The sequence below is a fragment of the Nitrospira sp. Ecomares 2.1 genome, assembly GCF_965152585.1.
In genome coordinates, this window is record NZ_OZ224219.1 from 2,309,187 (window position 1) to 2,331,616 (window position 22,430).

Sequence of the window (22,430 nt, forward strand, 5' to 3'; positions counted from 1 at the left end):
CCTTTAGGAGGTATTTGACTGACGTATCGCCTGGATTGCGGTTTGCACTTCTCCCATTTCAGTCAGCAACTCTATTGTCCGCTTAGCTTCCTTTTCGTCAATCCGACTCATAGCAAATCCCACGTGAATCAGCACCCAATCCCCGACACACGCCACAGGAGAATGCTCCTCATCGACAATGCAGGCGATATTCACTTCCCGTCGAACCTCACCCACGTTCACGATCGCGAGCTTATGCTCCACATTGCTGATTTCTACAATTTGCCCGGGTATGCCTAAACACATGTGGATCGAACCTTATTGGTCTCTGGCAAGGAACGAGCTGCGGCAATCGCGGCCTGTCCAAGGGCAATGCCACCATCGTTCATTGGAACCTGTTTGTGCGAAAGGACGGTGAATTCTTCTGCCTCCAACTTGTGTTTTACGAGTTCAAATAATACCTGATTTTGAAACACGCCACCTGAAAGGACCACCGTGTGATGCCGGCCGTGACCGTCAGGAGGGTGTGAGCATTGGGTGACCATGCTGCAAATCACGTTGGCAAGTCCTTTATGAAACCGTGCGGCCATGACGGGAACCGGTGTATGGAGGATTAGATCGCCTAGAAGCGCTTGCCACATTCCTAACGGTTCGACATAGGGCATTCCAGAGGATTTCAGGCGCGGAATGGAAAATGGATATGCTAACGATTCGTCTTCATGCCGAATTGTTTCGTCGTCCACCAGAGCTTCCATCTCCATGGCAGCCTGCCCCTCATGCAGAACTTGCTCTGTGCAAATACCCATTGCAGCGGCGGCGGCATCGAACAACCGACCGCAAGAACTCGCAAGTGGGCTATTAATCCCATGGCTCAGCATGCGGTCCAGCATCATGCGAGGTTTCCTCTCGAAAAGATCAAACAACGGCAGATCAGAGTAGTTCATCGCAAACTCCGCCCACCCCATTTCTGCCATCACATGCGCATAGGTGTTCCGCCACGGTTCCTTTATTGCCTGAGTTCCGCCGAGCATTGGCACGGGCTTAAAGGACCCAAGACGAGTGAAGCCCCCATAATCCGCCAGCAAAAACTCTCCGCCCCAAATCGTGCCGTCTTCTCCATAGCCCAATCCATCCAAGATAACGCCAAGGACCGGTTCAGTCGTTAAGCGAACTCCGTTTTCGACCAGACAGGCCGCGAAATGAGCATGGTGATGTTGGATTTCAAGAATCGGGAGATGGCTACCGTTGGCTTGGGCCCGTCCCAGCTTGCTCGACAGATATTCCGGGTGCAGATCAACCGCAATACTATCCGGACTATGTTCAAACAAACGTTGGTAATGGGAGAGGGCCCGTTGATAATCGGCATAGGTCAAAGAATCCTCCAAATCTCCAATGTGATGGGAGAGCAGGGCTTGTCCATCTTTGAGTAAGCAGAAGGTGTTTTTAAGTTCACCACCCATAGCAAGGATAGCAGGAGAATGTTCGAAGCCCGAAGGAAGCCAAATGGGAGAAGGTGCATACCCTCGACTCCGTCGCAGCACCCGTGGAACCTGATCCATGACTTTGACCACCGAATCGTCAATACGTTGGGCAATCCCCCGATCATGCAGAACCACAAATTCGGCAATGTCTTTCAAATGTACGTTGGCCTGGTCATTGTCGATCCACTGGGGTTCTCCGGCATGGTTCCCGCTGGTTAATACAATAGGATGAGTCATACAGCGAAGGATTAAATGGTGAAGCGGTGAGTTGGGTAACATACACCCATATGTCGACATGCCGGGAGCCACTCCCGGTGCAAGGGTCATCTCCGGATGGCGCTTGAGGATGACAATGGGTGCGGCCGCGCTTTGCAAGAGTTCGGCTTCCCTCTCCCCTACCACACAATACCGTCGTATGGCCTCCAGGTCGCGTGCCATCAAAGCCAGCGGTTTTCCCTCCCGTTGTTTCAAGGCACGAAGCCGTCTGACCGTCTCTTCTTGGGTGGCATCGCAGGCAAGTTGAAAACCGCCTAATCCTTTAATAGCCAGAATATGGCCTTTCCGGAAAAGACTGCAGACCGCATCGGCCTCATCAAGTTTCATATCGGAATGTACCGCTAGAGGTTTTCCGTCTATCCGTTCAAGCCACACCTTCGGACCGCATGCGTGGCAGGCGATCGGCTGGGCATGAAACCGTCGGTCTTGGGGATCGTGATATTCTTTCAGGCAGGCCTCGCACAAGGAAAATTCTTTCAGTGTGGTGGAAGAACGATCGTAGGGAATACCTTCCTGAATCGTCAGTCGGGGCCCGCAATGCGTGCAATTTGTAAAGGGATAGCGGTAGCGCCTGGCAAAAGGATCCAGTATTTCCTTCACGCACTCCGGGCATGGGGCGGCATCCGGCACAATGCCCGTCAGGACAGCACTTTTGTTGCTTCCGGCAATGACAAACGTGCCTCCAGGGATCTCACTCAAGGAAATGGCCATTGTGAAGATTTCCGTAATCTTTGCGAGTGGTGGAGGATTGTGCGTCAGATCATGAATGAAATGCCTGAGGTTATCTTCCTCGCCGGCCACCAGAATTTGAACACCGTTTCCATTGTTGGAAACATGACCTCGAAGATCAAATCGTTGAGCCAGTTGCCAGACCTTCGGACGAAAACCGACACCCTGGACCAATCCAGACACTTGGATATTGAATGCCTGTTCGTTTGAGGTTCTCACCGTGACTGTTTCCATCATATTAGCCAGGCTCCGTCAATGTCCCACAGTTCAGCAAAATCATGCGTCGGGTATTGAAGGACTGTGAACCCGGCCAGGACCCCGGAGATATTTCCGCACTGGAGAACTGAGTTCTCTCTACTCTTCACACAACACAGTGTCCCTGTAGAGTAACGCTTACCGCGACCGACAGTGGGCATTCTTGTCATCGATCCTGCATTTGGTGACGCTCGCTCCACCAGCGTTGAATACGTTCATACTCCAGGCACCTCGTTGACGGGGCACGAAACCAAAAAATCCGTGGACCGAGACCATCATGGCGTGCGTCACAGTCTCGCCGTCAATGACCCTCCCTTCAAGTCCCCTGGTAACAGCTGGAAGCAATTTTGTGCCACTGATGCCTACGACCATCTGAGGGGGCCGACGGCCGGTGAAGCTCAACACCTCACCCACGTGAATATGGGCGGTGAGGACGAGGTCTACCGCCGGCGGTAAGCGGCCTGCCAGGTTTGAGGCAGTCAATGCGTCCTGAGTAGTCACATTGATATCTTCCACAGCTACGGGTGGAATCATCTGATTGCCGCACGCATCGGTCTTTGGCTCGGAGACGATCCTGTGAGCCGGCCGCAAGGCCCAGATGGGACGGTGACTGAGGAGCCAGGTGAGACCCTTTGCGAGCTTCGCTGCCCGTTCGAAATCTTGCGCATAGCGATTGACCACCACGTTTGCCGAGAGCGAAGTGTCATCGGCCTGTACGGTATCCATGACGACCAACTGCAGTTCTTCGAACTCCAAGGCATAGGGATCACTGAAGTCACTGCAGGCTGCGAACTCAAAAGGGTCGAGAAAACGAACGTACCCCAGTCCGGCGCGCTCACATGTCTCGTGGTCACCCCGTACGAAGACGATGGGGGCCGACTCAAGCATCGGTATTCCCGGATCGAAGAACTCCGCATTCCAGGTCGCCATGCGCATACCCGGACTGTTGTATGGACTGCCCTGGCAATTCCCGCAACCATCGGGGCACTTCTGTTCGCGATAGATATAATCTCCCAACTGAATAATCAGATCCGGCTGCCACTCCGCTACACGCTGTGCAACCTTGGCGAACTCCCAATCGTCGGGGTCGCCACAGTTCTGGAATCCGTCGTCGAACGCACTCCCCCCCTTCATGCGACAGCCGGTGTCTCCGACTACCGCGATTCGCTGTGGATTCCGAGAAACCGGGCGCAGGTCACGACCGGCAACTTCGATTCGGTCGGTCTCATGGGGCACGAGGAGTTCACAGACCAGAACATTAAAATCCGAATTCGGTTGCGCACGCACTTTCATTCGCGTAGGGCGGCCATCGAAGTAGGCGAAGGGGCAATGCTCACCTTCGGTAATGGCGCGCACGAGTCCGCGGTGAGGTGGCACACCCTGCACCCACACATTGCGGACTTCTGAGTCAGTATGGGCGGAAGCAGATTCGAGCCCAGCCGAGCCCAGCCACGCGTAGGCCACGAGTACCAGGAATTGAAGCTTTGACGGGACTGCCCGATGACGCCACCACCACATCCTTTACCTCCAGGAACATAAGGTAAGCACCTATGCCCTAAGGTACCTCTCAATGGAGCCCATTTCAAGATGTACGTCATTTCGAAGATATGCGTATTGAGCATAGGCAAATCAGCGCCGAAAATACCCATCCTTACAAATGGCGAAAAATATACTTCGGGAAAATTTTTCCCCATAGAGGAAGCCGTATAGTTTAGGGTTTCCATGAAGGGTTTCTGATGCAAAGGTATACCATACTGGGCGTGGGTACCCCCGACGATGCAGGCCATACTGATAATGTCGGCTATTTGTGGTTTATGGGCAGGGCAGATTATGTCGTGAAAGTCGCCGGGAACCGGATCGAACTGCAATAGTCAAAAGTGCTTTCGTCAGCCATAAGGCGGTGCTGGAAGCCGCCATGCTCACCTCAGTCGGGCTATTTTTTCCCTATCTACAAAAATTTAATCCTTGAACAGTATAGTCTGACGAATAGATAACAATTTTGGTCAAGCAGGAGATCAATGCTTGTAGGTTCTTCAGGATCGTTACACTTCCAAAATAATAGAAAGAAATCATTGGCTTTTCGATGATTCTGTCTAGACTTAAAAATTGCTCTTAATATCGTCTATTAGTATGATGGCTGGATACGAAATTTCATAGTCTCAGGCTCTTCTCAAGATGAAGATGGAATTATTCCCCACCTCGTCACCCTGCTGCCGACGATCCACGTTTTTTTACCCTTGTAGTTGACTATACCCACTATATGGAACCCGCCCTGAAAAATCCTAACCCCTACGAAAACGTGGATGATTCTCCCAATTTGGAAATCATCGCCTCCATTGTTGACCGTCTTACATTCGCCTCCCACCAAAACGATATCGCCGTTATAGCTGACCTTGTTGTAAAAAATCCTAAAGATGAAGTTTTTGAAGATCTAGAGTTGTCTCTTAAATGTGACCCCCCTTTGTTTTCCTCAAAGATCTGGAAAATTGACCGTCTTTCTCCCAAAGCAGAAGTCAGAATTCGTGATCGGTCGGTGCCGCTGGCAGGAGCTTTTCTGTCGAATATCAATGAACGCATGCGTGCTGAAGTGAAGCTCACTCTTTATAACGGCGACGAAGTACTTTGTGAAAAACAGCATACATTGATTGGGCTTGCCAAAAATGAATGGGGCGGAGCAGCTCACATGCCAGAACTCCTTGCTGCTTTCGTCCTGCCTAACGACCCCGCTGTAAGCTGGGTACTCAAGCAAGCAGGCGAGACATTGCGACGGGCTGGTGAGCAACCCGCTTTAGACGGTTATCAATCACGGTCACGTCAGCGAGTGTGGAAAATGGTGGCAGCTATATGGACTGCCATTTCATCGCGCCGTCTTGTATATGCTGAGCCGCCAGCAAGTTTTGAGCTTGATGGACAAAAAATCAGAACCCCGAGCCAGGTTTTGGAGCATGGTCTAGCAACATGCCTCGATAGTACGGTCTTTTTTGCCGCTGCACTGGAGCAGTTTGGACTAAATGATGTAATTGCCTTTACTAAAGGCCATGCCATGTGTGGTGCCTGGCTACAACCGCAGCAGATGCCTGCACTCAGCACTGACGATTGCACAGAGCTACGGAAATATATCGCCCTCAAAGAACTTGTCATTTTTGAAACCACACTGGTGGTTAATGAACCACCGCAACCATTTTCAATGGCGATAGCAGAGGGTGACCGCCGTATTTCGGAAGGCAATGAGCAGGACTTTGTTTATGCGCTAGATATAAAACGCGCCCGTCACCAGCAGATAACTCCACTAGCAGCTTTTTCTACCAAGAATGCACCAGGAAATGCGGAAGAAGAAGGCGGTTTAGTACAAGGTCTTGAAGCTGCACCAGAGCTTCCTGCGTTTGACCTTGGGATAAACGAAACCCCACTTCCGGATACGCCTGAAACACGACTAGATCATTGGAAGCGGAAACTTCTGGATTTGACGAAAAGAAATAGGCTTTTAAATCTTAAATCTTCAAATACGGCAATTCGCTTGCATTGTTCGGATCCTGCCGTGCTAGAAGACAAGCTTGCAGAAGGAAAAAAGATTACCGTCATTCCAATGATTAGATTATCCGGTGAGCAAAATGAGCGTGATAATGACATGTTTATAAAACGCACTGGAAAGGATTTTTCAAAGCAATTCATCGAAGAAGCACTTGAGCGTGATGAAATTGTGTCCGATGCACCTCAATTGGAACTTGATGCTGGATTGGTTCAGCTCTACCGCAAGTCAAAATCCGACATGGAAGAAGGGGGGGCAAACACACTTTATCTTGCCTTGGGCGTTTTAAGATGGAAACAATCAGAGCATGAGGAACGAACCTATCGAGCTCCTCTAGTTCTCGTGCCCGTTAAACTTGACCGTCGAAGTGCGGCTTCCAAGGTAAAAATCATTCAGCACGAAGATGAGCCTGTATTTAACATGACCTTGCTTGAAATGTTGCGCCAAGACTTTCAGCTCCGCTTACCTGAGCTGGAAGGAGAGCTTCCTAAAGATCACGCTGGAATAGATGTTCCGCTGATCTGGGAAATTGTCAAAAGAGCCGTTAGAGATATGGCGGGATTTGAAGTAATTGAAGAGGTAATTTTGAGCACGTTCTCATTTTCAAAATACCTCATGTGGAAAGATTTAGCGGATAGGACTGAATCTTTGAAACAAAACCAATTCGTTAAGCACCTTATTGATAAACCCCGTGATCCCTATGAACATTCAGCTTCATTTTTACGGTCTGATCAAATTGATGAAAAAACAAATCCTTCCGAACTATTTATGCCCTTACCGGCGGATAGTTCTCAAATTGTAGCTGTTCATGCATCGGCTTTAGGGGGTGACTTCATTCTTGAGGGACCACCCGGCACAGGAAAGTCACAAACAATTGCTAATATTATTGCTCACAATCTGGCCCTTGGCCACAAGGTTCTTTTCGTGTCAGAAAAAATGGCAGCCCTGGAGGTAGTCTACGGCCGTTTACTTGAAAAGGGGTTGGGCAATTTTTGTTTGGAGCTGCATTCAAATAAAGCAAACAAACGGGAGGTTCTCAACCAACTAGGCAAGTCCTGGGACTATCGAAGTGCCCATACTCAAACAGAATGGCATAAAGAAGCTGAGCGACTTACAGCACTCCGCAATGATTTAAACGGTTTGGTAAAAGACCTCCATACACCTGGTCAAACAGGGATTAGTCCTCGTGCTGCCATTGCGCGTGCTGCACGTTGGCGGGATATTCATCGTTTTCGACTTGACTGGCCAGGCGGACTTAACTCAGACAGGGCTCAGAATACAGTTGGACTTACTCACTTAGAGAATATTGCTAAACGCTTGGGGCAAAGCTATAAAGAGCTGGATATCCAGGATAAAGTGACGTTTGCAGATATTTCACAATGTGATTGGTCCAATGCATGGCAGGGCCGTTTGGTTCAGGCGGCACAACATCTCCTAAAAACAATTGATCAGTTACTGAAATCATCTGCTACTTTTACAATTGATGCTGGATTGACAGAACCTAAACCAACGATTTCAAAATTCCAGGGACTGTCTTCAATTGCAGCAACAATTCCGTTGGCTGCCGCTCACAACTTGGAGTTTGCTTTAGGCTCGGATAACGTATCTGTGTTTGCTTCCTTCGCTACTGCTTTGGCTTCTTTGAAAAAATACCAATCCGAAAAAACGCAGCTATCTTGTTTTTATCCCGATGATCGTATTGCAGGTGCTTCGGTAGACAAGTGGAATGTTGATTGGATAAAAGCAATTTTACTGCCATGGCCCTTTAGACCTATACAATGTTGGGTGTTTGCTGGCAGGTGGAGGAAGGCATTCTCACTTTCTTCTCGTCCGAAACCAGAGCAGGACTTACCGGTCCTAATGAAACTGAAATCTACCCGTCAGCAGATGGACTCCGCCGCCTCGGAGCTCCCTGATAGTGCGCTGTGGAGGGGGTTAGAAACAAACATCGAAAAGAGTACTGAAATCCTTCAAGGAGCAAAAAGACTTCGGGAAGGGATGGCACGATTAACGAGTGATGTTCAGGGATTGCCGGCACTGCGAAAAGCCGTTAGACGTTTGTGCGTTGAGGAACGCGAATTGTTGCAGCCGGGAATGCCTTTGTCAGAGGCAGCATCACGTCTAGTATCGGATATGGAAGCCTTTGAATCGGCGTTGCAAGGCTTTGAGCAGGAAGCGCAGAGCAAGGATAGGTTAAACGAAAACATTCTAGACCTGCAATCCAGGGCACAGGGGCTAATAGATTTACAGCCTCGTATCAATTCCTGGTGCCGGTGGCAGGCTGTCTGCCGCGAGGCAAAAGCAGCAGGGCTTGGCACTTTAATATCAACTCTGGAAACTGGGCTAATAGAGCCTGGTGATTCAGAAGACGCATTCCAAACAGCCTACTGTATCTGGCTTGCCGGCGAACTTATAGATGCCCGACAAACGTTAAGAACATTTTCCTTCATCGAACACGAAGAAATAATTAACGCCTTTCGAGAGCTTGACCAGAGACTTTCAGAGCTATCTATTGCGTATATAGGGGCAAAACTAAGCGAGAATATTCCCAACCATGATGAAAAGGACAGACCTCAAGGTTACGGCATCCTCAATCGAGAATTACAAAAAAAATCTAGACATATGCCTACCCGTAAGCTTGTAGCAGAAATGGGTGACGTGATTACGGCGCTGACTCCATGCCTCCTTATGAGCCCGTTGTCAGTCTCACAGTTTCTTGCGGCAGAGAATCAATTGTTTGATCTAGTTGTCTTTGATGAGGCTTCGCAAATAACCGTCTGGGACGCAATTGGCACCATCGCTCGAGGGAAGAATGTAATTATAGTAGGTGATCCAAAGCAAATGCCGCCAACTAACTATTTTAATCGTGCTCCTGGTGAGGAAGAGGGTGACGAAAACGACATTGAAGACCTAGAAGCCGGCATGAAAGTCTCATAGCTTTTTCAAACCATCGTTATTACAGGGGAGACTTGGTTACTTTTCCATCCTCGGAAATAAAAAAGAGCGCAGTTTCTTTAGTTAAGGTGCCGGGGTTGTATCAACGTGGCCGTGGGCGCACTAATCCTGATGAAGCCAAAGCTGTTGTTCAGGAAGTCGTCCGTCGGTTGAAAGACGCTGAGTTAAACAAATTTAGCATTGGCATTGTTACTCTCAATTCTGAACAGCAGCGGCTTATTGATGACCTACTGGATCAAGAGCGAAGGACTGACCCTGATCTGGAATGTTTCTTTGGCGATAATGCTCCAGAACCGGTTTTCGTGAAAAACCTTGAAACAGTGCAGGGTGACCAGCGAGACATTATTTTATTGAGTGTCGGATATGGCCCAGATGCACCGGGAGCAAAAACCATGTCAATGAATTTTGGTCCGTTAAACAGGAAAGGCGGTGAGAGACGGCTAAATGTTGCGATCACACGAGCAACATCTGAAGTAGTTATTTTTACTAGCTTTGATCCTTCGATGATTGATCTTACGCGAACGCCTGCTCTAGCTGTCCGAGACTTAAAACACTATCTGGAGTTTGCAGACAGAGGTCCGTCGGCCCTTGGAGAAGCTATTCTTAGTGTTGGCGGCACTGATCTATTTGATTCCGATTTTGAAGAAGCCGTTGCAGAGCGACTTCGTAAGATGGGTTGGACAATCCATACGCAGATTGGTGTTTCAAAATTTCGCATTGACCTTGGTATCGTTCATCCAGATCATCCCGGAAAATATTTAGCGGGTATAGAATGTGATGGAGCCACATATCATAGATCTCCCTCAGCCAGAGACCGAGACCGGGTCCGTCATGCTGTTTTAAATGACTTGGGATGGAAACTTCTAAGAATCTGGTCAACAGATTATTGGATTGATTCTGTGGGTACAGTAAATAAAATTCATGAGTCCCTGACCCAGTTGCATTCTGCAGACCGGGGAAGAGAGCAGGAAAGCAATAAAGAAAATGAGGGCAGAGAGAGCGACCGAATCAAATATCCAGAAACTCTTCCAGAAGAAGTGTCTTCTAAGGTAGAAGATTTCAAAGAGGACAAGAAAGACCTTTTCTCTACCCACCAAATTCAGAGCCCAGTTACCGATGAAGAAATTGAGTTCAATGGGTACCAGGCTCCTTATGCCTCTTGGCGAAAAACCGCCCTTCCTGACCCTCGCTCTGCTACCTTGGAGGAAATCATAAACGGGCTCCTTGCCATTATTTCAGTTGAGGGACCAATGGTTTGTCATCGTGCTTACTTTATTTATGCCAGACTATTTGAGAAAGCCTCCCCTCCCCTTGAGGGAGTCCCTAATCCAATTCGCCAGAAATTTAATGCAGCAATTAGAAAAGCTATAAGGCAAGGAAAGCTTGAAGATCGTAATGAACACAATGCGGAGGATGATGTGTATCGTTGGATCGTTCGTAGCACTGGGACCCCCTCTGTAATAGTACGTAAACGGGGAAACCGAGAATTTAATGAAATCCCGCCTTCAGAATTAGGGGCAGTGCTAAGTACCTTCATCGCCAAACCACCAGCAAAGACACAGATCAACTTCTTCAGGCTGTATTGGAGCGATACGATTTCGGACAGATGACTTCCAATCTGAAAGAGAACTTGTTGAAGATAAAGGCCCGCTATTTAGATTAGGATTTGGTAAAAGTCCAGTCATTTATACAACTAGTCTTACTCATCTTTTTGTAATAACTACGATGAGGGCCCAGATCCGGTCTCAAAACAAGGTTTTTCAGAGTGACTCCGACCCCACCAAAACCAAACAACTTTTCCTCCTGAGTTTAATTAGGTAGAAATTGAAGGGTTTTTTACTTTTCGCTATTAGGTATCCTCCATTTTTCACTATCCTTACACACGTACTTTCCTGAGTTGGGATTCGGTAGTAGGCGCTTATAGAATCCTGGCCTGCGCAACCGATAAGCCTGTTGGATTTCAATTGCACTAAATTAATGGTATGGACGCTCCTGTTATAGCGCTGCGGCATTATACTAGCCGTCACAGCACTTTATGAACAGGAGGGACTCATGCACAACATCACAGCGATTGGCCTTGATTTGGCAAAACATGTGTTTCAGGTACATGGAATGGATCAGGAGGGGCAAGCCGTGCTGCGCAAGAAAGTACGTCGCGCTCAGGTGCTGAAGTTGTTTGCGACCTTACCGCCGTGTCTGGTGGGGATGGAAGCGTGTGGGAGTGCGCACCACTGGGCCCGAGAGATCAGCGCCCAGGGTCACCAGGTGCGATTGATTCCCCCGCAATATGTCCGCCCTTTTTTAAAAACCAATAAACATGATGCCGCGGATGCCGAAGCCATCGCCGAGGCATTGGTGCGGCCCACCATGCGGTTTGCGCCCATTAAGAGCGCCGACCAACAGGCGGTGCTGATGCTTCACCGGTCCAGAGAGCTCTTGGTCAAGCAACGCACGATGCTCATCAATGCCGTACGAGGGCATTGCTGTGAGCTGGGCCTCACCGCTAGCCAGGGGGCCTCGCGGGTCAATGATCTCATTGTGATGATTGAAGACTCGGATGATGTTCGTCTCCCAGCGTTTGCCCGCGAAGCCCTTGGTGTCCTCATCGCCCAGCTTCAGACGGTGAAGGAGGCCATCCGGAAGCTGGAGAGCAAACTGCAAGCCTGGCATCGTTCCCAACAAGCGAGCCAACGCTTAACGACCATTCCGGGTGTGGGTGTGATTACCGCGACGGCCCTGGTGGCCACCATCGGTGATGGCGCGCAGTTCAAATCGGGGCGACACCTGTCGGCCTGGTTGGGCCTCGTCCCCCGGCAACATTCCTCGGGCGGGAAAAGCCGGTTAGGGCGGATCTCCAAGCGCGGCGACGGGTATGTCAGGCGTCTGCTCGTTCACGGCTCTCGAGCGGTGTTGCGTTGGCAACGAGGGGCACCCAAGCAACCCTCACCATGGATTGGGAAGTTACTGACAAGGCGGCCGACTAATGTGGTGCTGGTGGCCATGGCCAATAAAACGGCCCGAACCGTTTGGGCCATGATGAGAGATCAGCAGACTTTCAAGGTAGCGGCTTAGAGAAACAATACGACGTCAGACGAAGCAGGAAGTGCGAGGGTAAAAAGAACGTGATGGCGAACAAGGGAGCCAGGAGAGATTCAACCCGAGGTTTTGTCCGAGCACAGAGCTCGATAAATTGACTGGGCGTCTCTCCACCGCCCTTCTTCAGAGGCGGATTCCATCAAGGCCAGCGGTCACAAGACCGCGCAAACAGGCCGGATACATGACGGCAATCCTGATTCGCTGGTTTCGTTCAAGAACCCTTGCATTCTCGGGAGCGTCCATACATGACAATATCGACTGATGCTCACTTTCATCGTTTCTTCGCACGCATTGACCTATCAGGAAAAGCTGGAATAATAGCCTTATAGAGTGAAAGCTTGTGACTCAACTCTTATTGTGCACACGATGTTATGAACGACATGCCAAATCTGACTTCATTTGATAGCCCTGAAAATTCCGCCATCCGTTTTGTTCTGGGTGGGGAAATCAAAACATTACCCTACATTGATCCCTCTATGACTATTTTGCGCTATCTGTGTGAAATAGGGAACCGGACCGGAACGAAAGAGGCCTGTGATGATGGAGGTTGCGGGTCCTTTGGATTTGAATGAATTTGTTCTGGAATTAGCGCAAGGCTTTGAATGGAAAGTCGTTCATGGTGGTCCAAGAGAATTGGGAGTCTTTCATTGGAGGCCCAGTGCGAAATTACGCGTACAGATGTCTTCCTTTTCTATGGGTTCAGCTTAATTCGTATTCCTGAAAAGTGCTTAAACCTTCCTGACTACTTAAAATCATGCGCCATTGAAGCGACCAGACCATCCCTCAATTTTAAGTCTTCAGGAGCGGGTCCTCTATTTTGGATTGGCTTCTTCTTGCCATCGGATGATCCATTAAACCTTTCTAGAACATCAATGCCGGAGCCCCGAGAAGTGACCAGGGGAAGGTATTAATTTATCCCTATCGCAATCCGATAAATGGGAGTACCAGCGCCATGGTCTTACAAGGAAATTTGTAAAAGGCTCGTCAACAGTCAAATGAGCTACAGCAAAACAGGAACAAGGAAGGACAAAGACCAATACGCAGATTCTGAGGATTGCATATACTGTCCTTTGAGAAAGCTTGTCTTCTGGCCTATCGTGTTTCTTCTTTTTGTGTTCAGTCCTGTTATCTTTTCTTCAAAAATTTCGAATACATCCTCAAATCCTCAGATTGAATCGTCCCCACCTGTCCCCAAACAAGCCAGCCCTCAAGAGATCGTCGGGAAGGATTCTTCATTTCAACACGTTCAACTTCAGAACCCGGCTTCTAAAGAATGAGCAGAAATTCTTTGTAAGTTAAAAAGAATTTCAGAAAACCCGTGACATTCCAAGCCTCAAGTTATCTTGTAGATTCTTTACGAGTGCCAGTCCTAATTTGACAGTTTTCAACTCTTTTTCCATGTGTTGTGTCTACGCACTCAATGGCCCTAACCATCGGTACAGTTTCAGTGTTTAGTAGAAATGCTTTTTCCTCTAAAAGACTGCAAACCCATTTCTGGCATGCCTTGTAACGAGGTCGAACCCTCTTTTCTGATGTGGCCACTGTTGATGCTTAATTAAGGTAAATAACTGCTCGGTAACCCCATGCACTCGACTGAGTTGCTTACCGCGGCATGGCCCCTTTTCGTCTATTGATTCGACCACGTCAAAGAATTTACCTGATACTCTCGCCGGAACCAGAAGGGATCAACACCTGAACCTCCTCTTCTACCACTAACCGTGAAGCAGCAACCCGATGGCAACTATTTCTTCACTTCCCAGATCGAGTTCACAAAGTGGTTGTTGGTATCAAACAGATGCCTTACGATCCGGCACCCATTCTTTTCAGCTAACATTTCAATCTCTAATTGCGTGTATTTATAGGAATGCTCGGTTTGCATCGGTTCCCATGCCTCAAAATGAAACTCCTTATCCAGTGTCTCAATGTACACAACCTGCTCACGGGTACTGTAAACAAAGCTTTCGACCGCATGAGATTGTGGATTATACTGGCCCTGTTGGACATACCGTTCTTTCAAAAAATTTGCCCCTAGTTTCTGATTGATGACATCAAGAAGATGCAGGTTGAATCTTTCGAAGACTCCTGTTGAATCATTATAGGCTGCATACAGGGTCTTCGGGTGCTTCATGAGATCGAACCCGATCATGATATAGTCCCCTTCATTCAAACATTCCCGCAGCTTTCCAATAAACTCCTCGGCCGCCGGCAACGTAAAATTCCCAATGGTCGAACCCAAAAAGAGCACAAAGTTCCGGATCCTCGATTGCTCACCAATCGCGCGGAGTCCATCAAAATAATCGGCGGCCAGTCCTGTCACCGACATAGGCCCTTCTCCAAATCGTGACTCAAGAGAAGATAGAAGTGTCTTGATTGCGCCCTCGGAAATATCAATCGGCACATACTCGAATATCAGCTGGCTCTGTATGCAGTGCTGAAGAAGAATTTGGGTTTTTCCTCCATCTCCGGCCCCCAGTTCAATCATTCGAAAGGTCTGATTCCTGAGGATATCGGTGATCGCCTGTTTCTGCTTGCTGAAAATCTCATATTCACATTGAGCGGGTTGATAGCCCTTAAGTTGGGTGATTTCGGTAAAGATTTCGCTGCCTCGATCATCGAAAATCAGCCACGATGGCAGGCATTTCGGACTTTTCGACAGCCCTTTCAACACAGTTTGAGCGAACAGGTCATCAGATGGCGGTGCTGCAGCTCCCGATCGGAGATTGTGAAATTGAAATGACATTAGCTTCCTTCTTCCATGGTAAAAATGATTGGTATTTGCTCCCCCTGCTCAGGCTTGCTAGTATGAAGTCGCCCACCCTTTATACATCCTTTTTAATTTTTTATCTTCCCTGATGAGTGTTTCTTTCGTTCGCAACATGTCTGACCTCGAATACTGCGAGGCCCAAGAGATCTTTACGCAGTTCCTTCAGCAGGAGAATCTCGATCAGTATGTCGCGCACATGCCCAAATGCCTGAAGCCGTTCGAGGATGTCTTAGATCAGGCGATGGTTGAGGCCTATGAAGACCAGTCTTCATCTTCCACGGCACATCTGTTTCTCCAACAGATTCTCTATCGAATCAACCGATTGAAACTGTTCTGGTATGACGACCTTGAGAATTATACGAATGAGGATTCAGAATTCCTTCACTCCATACGGAAAAAGATTGCAACCGCCTGGCAGGCCTGGGAAGCTCAGAACATCGATCTCTCTGCCTTAAAGGGACTGGACATCGAGGCCGCGCTTCGAGAACGTGCGGCAGAAGATCTTAACCCGGAACTCTCCCAAGCCGGGGCCTTCTATCGCAACGACATGTCCCCGGTGGGGTACCGTCAATTGTTGGCCATCGCCTCTTTAGATGGTTTGGTGGAAGCAAGTCAATTGTCACGAGTAATTGGCGGTGTTGGGAATGAAATCCAAACGATGCTCACGAAGATTCTCTTTGAGGAGTATGGGGGGGCCAAATTAGAGAGAAAACATACGTCGTTTTTTTCGGCGATGCTGAAGGAATTGGGTATGGACCCCACGCCGGAAGCCTACTTTGACATCGTGCCATGGGAAGTCCTAGCCAATATCAACCACAGCTTCACCGTTTCCGAACGCAAAAAATATTTCTTACGGTATATTGGCAGTCTTCTCTACTTTGAGATCTCTGTTCCTGCCGCATTCCAACATTATAAAATCGCCGGAGAACGGCTTGGCCTCAGCGAAAAAGCGATCGGCTACTGGGATATCCACATTAAGGAGGATCTTCGGCACGGTCAATGGATGTTGAATGAAGTCGCCCTTCCCCTGATTACTCGGTATCAAGATAGCGCGTGGGAAATTGTGATGGGCTATGATCAGCAACGATCCCTCAGCACACGCGCCGGTCTGGCTATTGCCAAGTCCGTCCAACAAGCCGAGAACGCCTAATCGTATGTGCTGCCTGTCAACCCGGCAGCTCTCCAGACCAGAGAACAGTCCCAAAGACTCAGCCTTTTCTCTAAAGAAGGACAGGCATCCTTCCCGCCAATCAGGTCAAAACTAATTTAATTTATTCATTTTCCCAATCTATAAAACCGCTCCTTCACAATTTTGCCGTCAGAATATGTATCAAAGGTCTCTCCCATGGAATCGCCGAGTTCTGCCAATCTCGTGTCGGGATGAGGGTGAGTCTTAAACAGTAAGGCGACGCTGCTGTCATTGAGACCCGCATGACCAATTTCCTGTAACACCATGGGCAGGCCATATGCGTCATAGCCGGCCCTGGTGGCCAGGACCACCCCAATCCTGTCGGCCTGATATTCGGCATCTTTATCCAACCCACGAGCCATCACCTCCGCTCCACTCCCGATAGCATTATTCACAGCCTGCTTGGCTTGTTCATTTTTCATTTTGCCAAGTTTTTGGGAAAACAGGCTGCTTCCCATCTCAATCGCTTGGCTTTGTTTAATAATGGTCAGCTGATGCTGTTTGATAACATGACCGATCTCATGCCCCAGGACTCCAGCCAACTCCGCTTCAGAATGAAGTTGTGTATACAAACCCTTCGTCAGAAAAATAAATCCCCCTGGCGCCGCAAAGGCGTTGATGTCTTCGGAATCAATCACCCCAAAATACCAATCCAGGTCCGTTCTTCCACTCTGTAAACTGAGCCATTTCCCAACTTGATTGACATACCGCTGCAGGCGTTCATCCTCGACCAGGGGGGCCGCTCCAAGGAGCCGTCCGGCAATCTCTTGCCCTATGGCTATTTCCTCTTCGGTGGAAGTCCCTTTGACCAGATCGGTCAAGTCTGTCAGCGAAGGAGCTTTCTTGCCGGTTTTTTTCTCCGGAGTACCTTCCTTTGTTTTTCCGATGGTGGTTTCATTCGGCTGCCCCAATTGTTTGAGAGCATCACCCAGATCAAAGGCATGAGTCATGGTTGCCACCCCGGAGAACACACATATCAGAATGAAAGCACGCAGAAGGAATCCTTTCGGGCCAGGAATTGCCTGTTGCTTGTGGAATATCAGAGAAACAGGCCGTAAAGATTCAGAGGGTAGACAGTTCTTCATAGTATGCTGATTGCTCATTTTTTAATTCCCGTCTGTGGGCTGAATGAACGGAACTTTTTGTACGGTTAACCCTGCCTGATTAGCAAATTCTTGTGCCTGTTTCTTTGAAGTCTTATAGGTTTTCAGTTTCTGCAGTTCATGTTCATTAAACTTGGCCTCTTTTAATTCCTCTTCATTTAATCCACGCACCCCCGTGGCGGCCACAACATTTCCACTCCCAGCTCTCCCGGTAGCCAGGCCTAAAAGTCCTGAAGCTTCCGTCGCGGCCGAAACATTTTCCGCGGAGGCCCCCCGACGAATATATAACATCCTGACCCATCCGGTCCGGCCTTTCCGGGATACCTTTAACCATCCACCCTTCCTGCTCATGATCTCTACGGTGTCGCCTTCCTTTAATGATGTCACTTCTTGAGCATCTTTAAAGGGTTCGCTCATGACTTGGCAGGATCGGATGGCTATCCCCGGATCCGTAGCGTTTCCCCCTGCAGGAAAGACCCAAATAAGGACAATTGCCAGGAAGGCTACCCAGTTTTTCATCAACGTGCTCCTTCTTGCATGGAACCGACCAAGCGGTTCCCGGTTAACCACTACCTGAGACATGGGGCCTCAGGATAACGGATCATGATGTAATCACAAGCGGCTGGTCTTTGAGATTCACCATGGCTTTCACCACTAATTGTTGCCAAGCCTCCAGCCTCGATTTCTCATCTCCATACGTTAGAGGTCCTTGGCACCATCCGAGCTTACATCCTATTCTATCGTTTTCACAGATGCTGCGAGCAACTTCTCGAACCAGAGATACCGTCTGTTCGCCGGATTTCCCCACCTCCCATGGCTTTGTTTCCACATGATTTTCCACCCAATAAATGAGAAACATATTTTGAAAGGCTTTTTCAATGCCGGCAGGTTTCCGCGAAAAGGCTTCTATCGTAAACCCGACTTTTTTGCCATAGAGACCCCGCTTTAACAGGGTCAGGAACCTTGCTTCCGAAATTTCTTCCAAACTCTCCGGTTGAAGGACCACCACCACGGTATATTGCCAACCGTCCACACCCTCTTCCACATTAATCCAGACATATTTTTCCATGATTGTGGCTTCGGCATAGGCATACACCCGCGCGAGAGAAAAATAGATCAACCCTGCCGTGATGGGTGCGGTTAAATCAAGATAGTAGGTGGTGAGATTCAAGCTCGCGAAGGTAAAGGCCATCAAACCCACTTGCGAACCGGCAAACACCATATCAATGGCTTTACGTTTGACCCCGGTTAAAAATGCCAACGCCGTGACCCAAATAAGACCAAGCGCCAGAGCGGTAAAGAGCCAGGGATTCTTCGGTTGGGTGATCCAATCTCCATTCTTGATATTCCCGATCGCGGTAGCCAGAATTTCCACACCGGGATGAATTTTCTCCATAGGCGTGGGCTTGGTATCGAACAGTGCAGAGGCAGTGGACCCGATAATCACAATTTTATTCGTGAATTCATCCGGCGCCCGCTGCCCGTCTCTCCGCAAGAAATCGTCAAACACTTCGCTGAAGCGGACAGACCGGAAGGCCCCAAATTTCCCACGCCAGTTCAAATACACATCTGAATCATCCGGTAGTCTCCATCCCAGGGTTTCCCCCAGCTTTGCTGGAAGGGAAGGCACACGCCACCCATAGTGATCCCGATAGATAGGGTACTGTCGAACAATGCCATCCCGATCAGGATAAACATTGTTGGTGCCCATTCTTCCACTCTCCAGAATGGCGGTGAAGGCGGGCAGAACCAGGGCAATTCCTTTCTCGTCTTGGGGTTTCCCGGGAACGGGTTCTATGCCGGGAATCATGGAAGGGGTCACCTTGCTGAGCTCATCGTTCGTTGACGATAACCGCATCATGGGGAAAAATGTATTTTCCGTACCACTGACGACGTCATTGAAATACGAGTCGGATGCTTTATTGAATACATCCGGATCACTAAATAAAATATCAAACACCACGGCTGAGGGTTGTTGCTCCTGTAGTGTTTCCAGAAATTCGGCAAAGACCTGACGGGGCCATGGCCACCGGCCATATTCTTGAGCCATAGCCTCCAAACTGGCTTCATCAATATCGACAATCACAATGTCGGGATCGGCTTTGTGAAACAACACCCGGTTCTTCATGATCGCATCAAAGGTTTTCAGCTTCATTCCCCGAATCAGTTCAACGGAGCCGGCATCCAAGATCACGAGAACGCTACAGAAAATCGCCAGATAGAGATAAAAATGACCTTGGGATTTAGTGACAAAGCGATACCCGATCTGAATGAGTTTTTCGATAGAAAAGTTCTTCATCTCTTGAGCAAGACCTTAAACCTGTGTTTGGCCTGAATCGCTGTCATCTCACGGCACCCACGACTTGGGTTAACAAAAAAACAGAAATTCCGCAGGAGTGATCAGAAAGGTAGGAATTAAAACATTCAAGTAGAAATGGTAGCCAACAACTGAAGAAATGTACAGAGGAAACATGGGGCGGAATTTTTAATGATTTGTCCAAATTTCCGTCAAAAGATATTCCCTTCCATTTTTTGTAGTATAAGCATTCTCTCAATAGACCATGCCGATTTCATTCGATTTCACGGCTGAACAAGCCTTTAGGTTGCGGAGGGGCAATCCTCCGTCCTTGGCAGGATTCTTCCCTCTTTTTCTCGATTTGTTTTGTTGTAAATTCGGCGTATAATGTTTTTTACCCTTTTCGGTCTCATCCTTCATTAAAACAAATGGCACCAAAAGGCCGGGGAATTTGCCGATAATGGATGAAATTTTGGTGGGGGCCTTTCATTCAGTTTCTGCCAGGGCGGCAGGCTTCATATCATTTGGGGTAATGCCTCTCTCTACCTCATTGTCATTTTCATCGGGGGGGGGGGGGGGTAGAAGGAGGGACTGCTGGCGGAATTAAAACGCCCACGTTCGGAATTATCGGAAGGTTTGTGTGTATTGCCTTGCCGCATCGTCAAGACGTGAATTTTTTGCCAGGGTGCCAACGATAGTCGTTCACCGGGCTCTGGCTTTAATTTTTCTCGCCATGTTCCTAGTAACCCTGTTCACGCATTTCTTATCCATGGTTGAACCTCATCCGTTTCTCTCTCTTGTTTGAGGTCGCGTCGGCCTTGGGAACAACCGGGTACTCCATTGGCGATGGCGGCGTGCTAATATTTCAGTCATGCCCGTTGCGCTCTGGAGAATTCATTTGTGGGTAAAAAATTATGCCCTTGATCGGCGTGACGCAACGCATCCAATCGAAGGTCGTATCGCTGTTCAGGGCCAATCTGATCCAAGACCCCCAATCCTTCCAGAACTTTAAGCACTCCCGCTTTAATTCCAACAAAGTAAAGATTCTGGCGATGGGCCTGAACCATACGCAGCATATCTTCAATGGCAAGAGCGGCAGTTCCGTCAATGGCCGAGACATCCGACAGGTCGAGAAGGACATGAGTAAAGTTGTTGAAGCCTTTTATCGACTCCAGCCGGCGTACCATATTTTTAGCGGATCCGAAACTCATGGGTCCATCCACGTGGATTAAGACAATTCGCCCATTATTGCGTTCAAGAATGGCCTTTTCCTCCGGCCCAAAAGGTATTTCGGTTGTCGGCGCGCTGATGATCCGCAAATTTGCCAACTCAAGGTCGGCCATCCGCTTTACAAACAACAGACTGGCCAGTACGATTCCCACGCCAACAGCGGTGATCAAATTCACGAGAACCGTAATGACCAGCACCACTCCCATGATGATCACATCTGTTCGTGGGGCCTTGAGTAAGTGCCTGAGAAATCTCCAATCAATAATATCTAATCCCACTTTAAACAAGATGCCGGCTAACACGGCTAAGGGAATCTTTTCCGCTAAGGGCCCCAATCCGAGTAACATGGCCAATAAGACCAACGCGGTCAGCATCCCTGACAGAGGGGTACGACCGCCGCTCCGAATATTCGCCACGGACCGCATCGTCGCTCCTGCTCCGGGAAGGCCACCAAATACCCCTGCCACCATATTGCCAATTCCCTGACCAATCAATTCACGATTGGAATCATGTTGGGTCCGAGTCATATTGTCACACACCAGCGAGGTCAGGAGGCTATCGATGCTGCCCAGGAGAGCCAGCACAACCGCTCCTTCGGCCATGATGACAAAGGCATGAGGCTCAATATGAGGAAAAATTAGAGAGGGGAACCCCTCTGGAACATGCCCGATTAACGGCACCTGGGGGAAAAACATATAGGCGGCAAAGGTACCCAGGCATAATGCGAGTAGTTGGGGAGGAATGAATTGACTGATTCGTACCGGTGTCAAATACATAATGGAGAGGGTGACGACACCAAGAATCGCTGCCTGAGGCAGAGGATTGGCCAAAAACTGAGGAATGGCCATCAGATTTTCGACAATTCCCTCAGGTCTGGCTTCTAATCCGACAAGCGGTCCCACCTGTAAAATAAGAATAATGCATCCAATTCCACTCATGAATCCGGAAATAACCGGATAGGGAACAAGCGCAATATAATAACCAAAGCCAAGTAAACCGAAAATAATTTGTAATCCACCACCCATAATCACCACAGTAAACGCGAGGGCGGGATTGTCAGAAAACTGAACGAGTATACCCGCCATGATGACCGTCATAGGGCCGGTGGGGCCGGAACATTGCGCAGGTGTTCCTCCGAACAAGGAGGCAAACATGCCGACAAAGATGGCGCCATACAGTCCGGCAATCGCACCGGCACCGGAGGCCACACCAAATGCCAGCGCCAAGGGAAGGGCGACGACTGCAGCGACCACACCCCCATATATATCTCCTCGAATGTTCTTGAAATGCAGTCCATGAATCATGGGCATCGTCTCTCTTACTCCTTCATGAATGAGGTTTTTCGAAACCATCACCTATCGCAACTGAGCGAACTAGCGTGTTGAGGCGCATGGACTGTTGACTGATCTGAGAGGGGAAAAATGGGTATCTAAACGGTAGATGTTCTTTACAGTACATAATTCAGAGAACATTATGGGCAATGAAAAAGAATTGATCTGTGAATAGGAGGCGTTCTTGCCCCGCCTTTCAGCAACTGAATTTCCAATA

Annotated in this window: 14 protein-coding genes; 6 read left to right on the forward strand and 8 right to left on the reverse strand. The window is 48.8% G+C overall.

The window, feature by feature from the left end:
• Positions 1-3: 3 nt before the first annotated feature.
• From ACWHYD_RS10045 to ACWHYD_RS10055, 3 genes are all read right to left on the reverse strand, one after another.
• Complete coding sequence (locus tag ACWHYD_RS10045; protein ID WP_447965758.1) at positions 4-285, reverse strand: HypC/HybG/HupF family hydrogenase formation chaperone; 282 nt, start codon at positions 283-285, stop codon at positions 4-6.
• Entirely contained in the window at positions 276-2,702 is a 2,427-nt protein-coding gene (gene hypF, locus ACWHYD_RS10050; protein WP_447965759.1) for a carbamoyltransferase HypF, read from the reverse strand. Before hypF ends, ACWHYD_RS10045 begins: the two co-directional genes overlap by 10 nt.
• Positions 2,703-2,858: 156 nt before the next feature.
• Positions 2,859-4,238, reverse strand: a complete 1,380-nt coding sequence (locus ACWHYD_RS10055; RefSeq protein WP_447965760.1) for a metallophosphoesterase — start codon at positions 4,236-4,238, stop codon at positions 2,859-2,861.
• Positions 4,239-4,456: 218 nt separating this feature from the next.
• Between ACWHYD_RS10055 and ACWHYD_RS10060 the strand changes: the two genes are divergently transcribed.
• From ACWHYD_RS10060 to ACWHYD_RS10080, 5 genes are all read left to right on the forward strand, one after another.
• Complete coding sequence (locus ACWHYD_RS10060) at positions 4,457-4,591, forward strand: hypothetical protein (protein WP_447965761.1); 135 nt, start codon at positions 4,457-4,459, stop codon at positions 4,589-4,591.
• A 389-nt stretch (positions 4,592-4,980) separates the two neighbouring features.
• A complete protein-coding gene (locus ACWHYD_RS10065; RefSeq protein ID WP_447965762.1) occupies positions 4,981-9,186 on the forward strand; it encodes a DUF4011 domain-containing protein in 4,206 nt (1,401 codons plus the stop codon).
• 32 nt (positions 9,187-9,218) lie between these two features.
• On the forward strand, positions 9,219-10,814 hold the full coding sequence (locus ACWHYD_RS10070; protein WP_447965763.1) for an AAA domain-containing protein: 1,596 nt from the start codon (positions 9,219-9,221) through the stop codon (positions 10,812-10,814).
• Between the two features lie 442 nt (positions 10,815-11,256).
• Positions 11,257-12,276, forward strand: coding sequence for an IS110 family transposase (locus tag ACWHYD_RS10075; RefSeq protein ID WP_447965764.1), 1,020 nt, complete (start codon positions 11,257-11,259; stop codon positions 12,274-12,276).
• 404 nt (positions 12,277-12,680) lie between these two features.
• Complete coding sequence (locus ACWHYD_RS10080) at positions 12,681-12,872, forward strand: hypothetical protein (protein ID WP_447965765.1); 192 nt, start codon at positions 12,681-12,683, stop codon at positions 12,870-12,872.
• A gap of 1,169 nt (positions 12,873-14,041) precedes the next feature.
• Here the strand turns inward: ACWHYD_RS10080 and ACWHYD_RS10085 are convergent.
• Entirely contained in the window at positions 14,042-15,040 is a 999-nt protein-coding gene (locus tag ACWHYD_RS10085) for an L-histidine N(alpha)-methyltransferase (RefSeq protein ID WP_447965766.1), read from the reverse strand.
• 136 nt (positions 15,041-15,176) lie between these two features.
• On the opposite strand from ACWHYD_RS10085, the gene ACWHYD_RS10090 reads away from it, so the two are divergent.
• Positions 15,177-16,214: an iron-containing redox enzyme family protein gene (locus ACWHYD_RS10090; RefSeq protein WP_447965767.1), complete on the forward strand. Its 1,038-nt coding sequence runs from the start codon at positions 15,177-15,179 to the stop codon at positions 16,212-16,214.
• Positions 16,215-16,339: 125 nt separating this feature from the next.
• Here the strand turns inward: ACWHYD_RS10090 and ACWHYD_RS10095 are convergent, their stop codons facing one another.
• The 4 genes from ACWHYD_RS10095 to ACWHYD_RS10110 form a co-directional block, all read right to left on the reverse strand.
• Positions 16,340-17,203, reverse strand: coding sequence for a M48 family metalloprotease (locus tag ACWHYD_RS10095; protein WP_447965768.1), 864 nt, complete (start codon positions 17,201-17,203; stop codon positions 16,340-16,342).
• 156 nt (positions 17,204-17,359) lie between these two features.
• Positions 17,360-17,875 (reverse strand): SH3 domain-containing protein, encoded by a 516-nt coding sequence (locus ACWHYD_RS10100; RefSeq protein WP_447965769.1) that lies wholly within the window; start codon positions 17,873-17,875, stop codon positions 17,360-17,362.
• A gap of 82 nt (positions 17,876-17,957) precedes the next feature.
• A complete protein-coding gene (locus tag ACWHYD_RS10105; protein WP_447965770.1) occupies positions 17,958-19,655 on the reverse strand; it encodes a CHASE2 domain-containing protein in 1,698 nt (565 codons plus the stop codon).
• Between the two features lie 866 nt (positions 19,656-20,521).
• A complete protein-coding gene (locus tag ACWHYD_RS10110; protein WP_447965771.1) occupies positions 20,522-22,192 on the reverse strand; it encodes a SulP family inorganic anion transporter in 1,671 nt (556 codons plus the stop codon).
• Between the last annotated feature and the right edge of the window lie 238 nt (positions 22,193-22,430).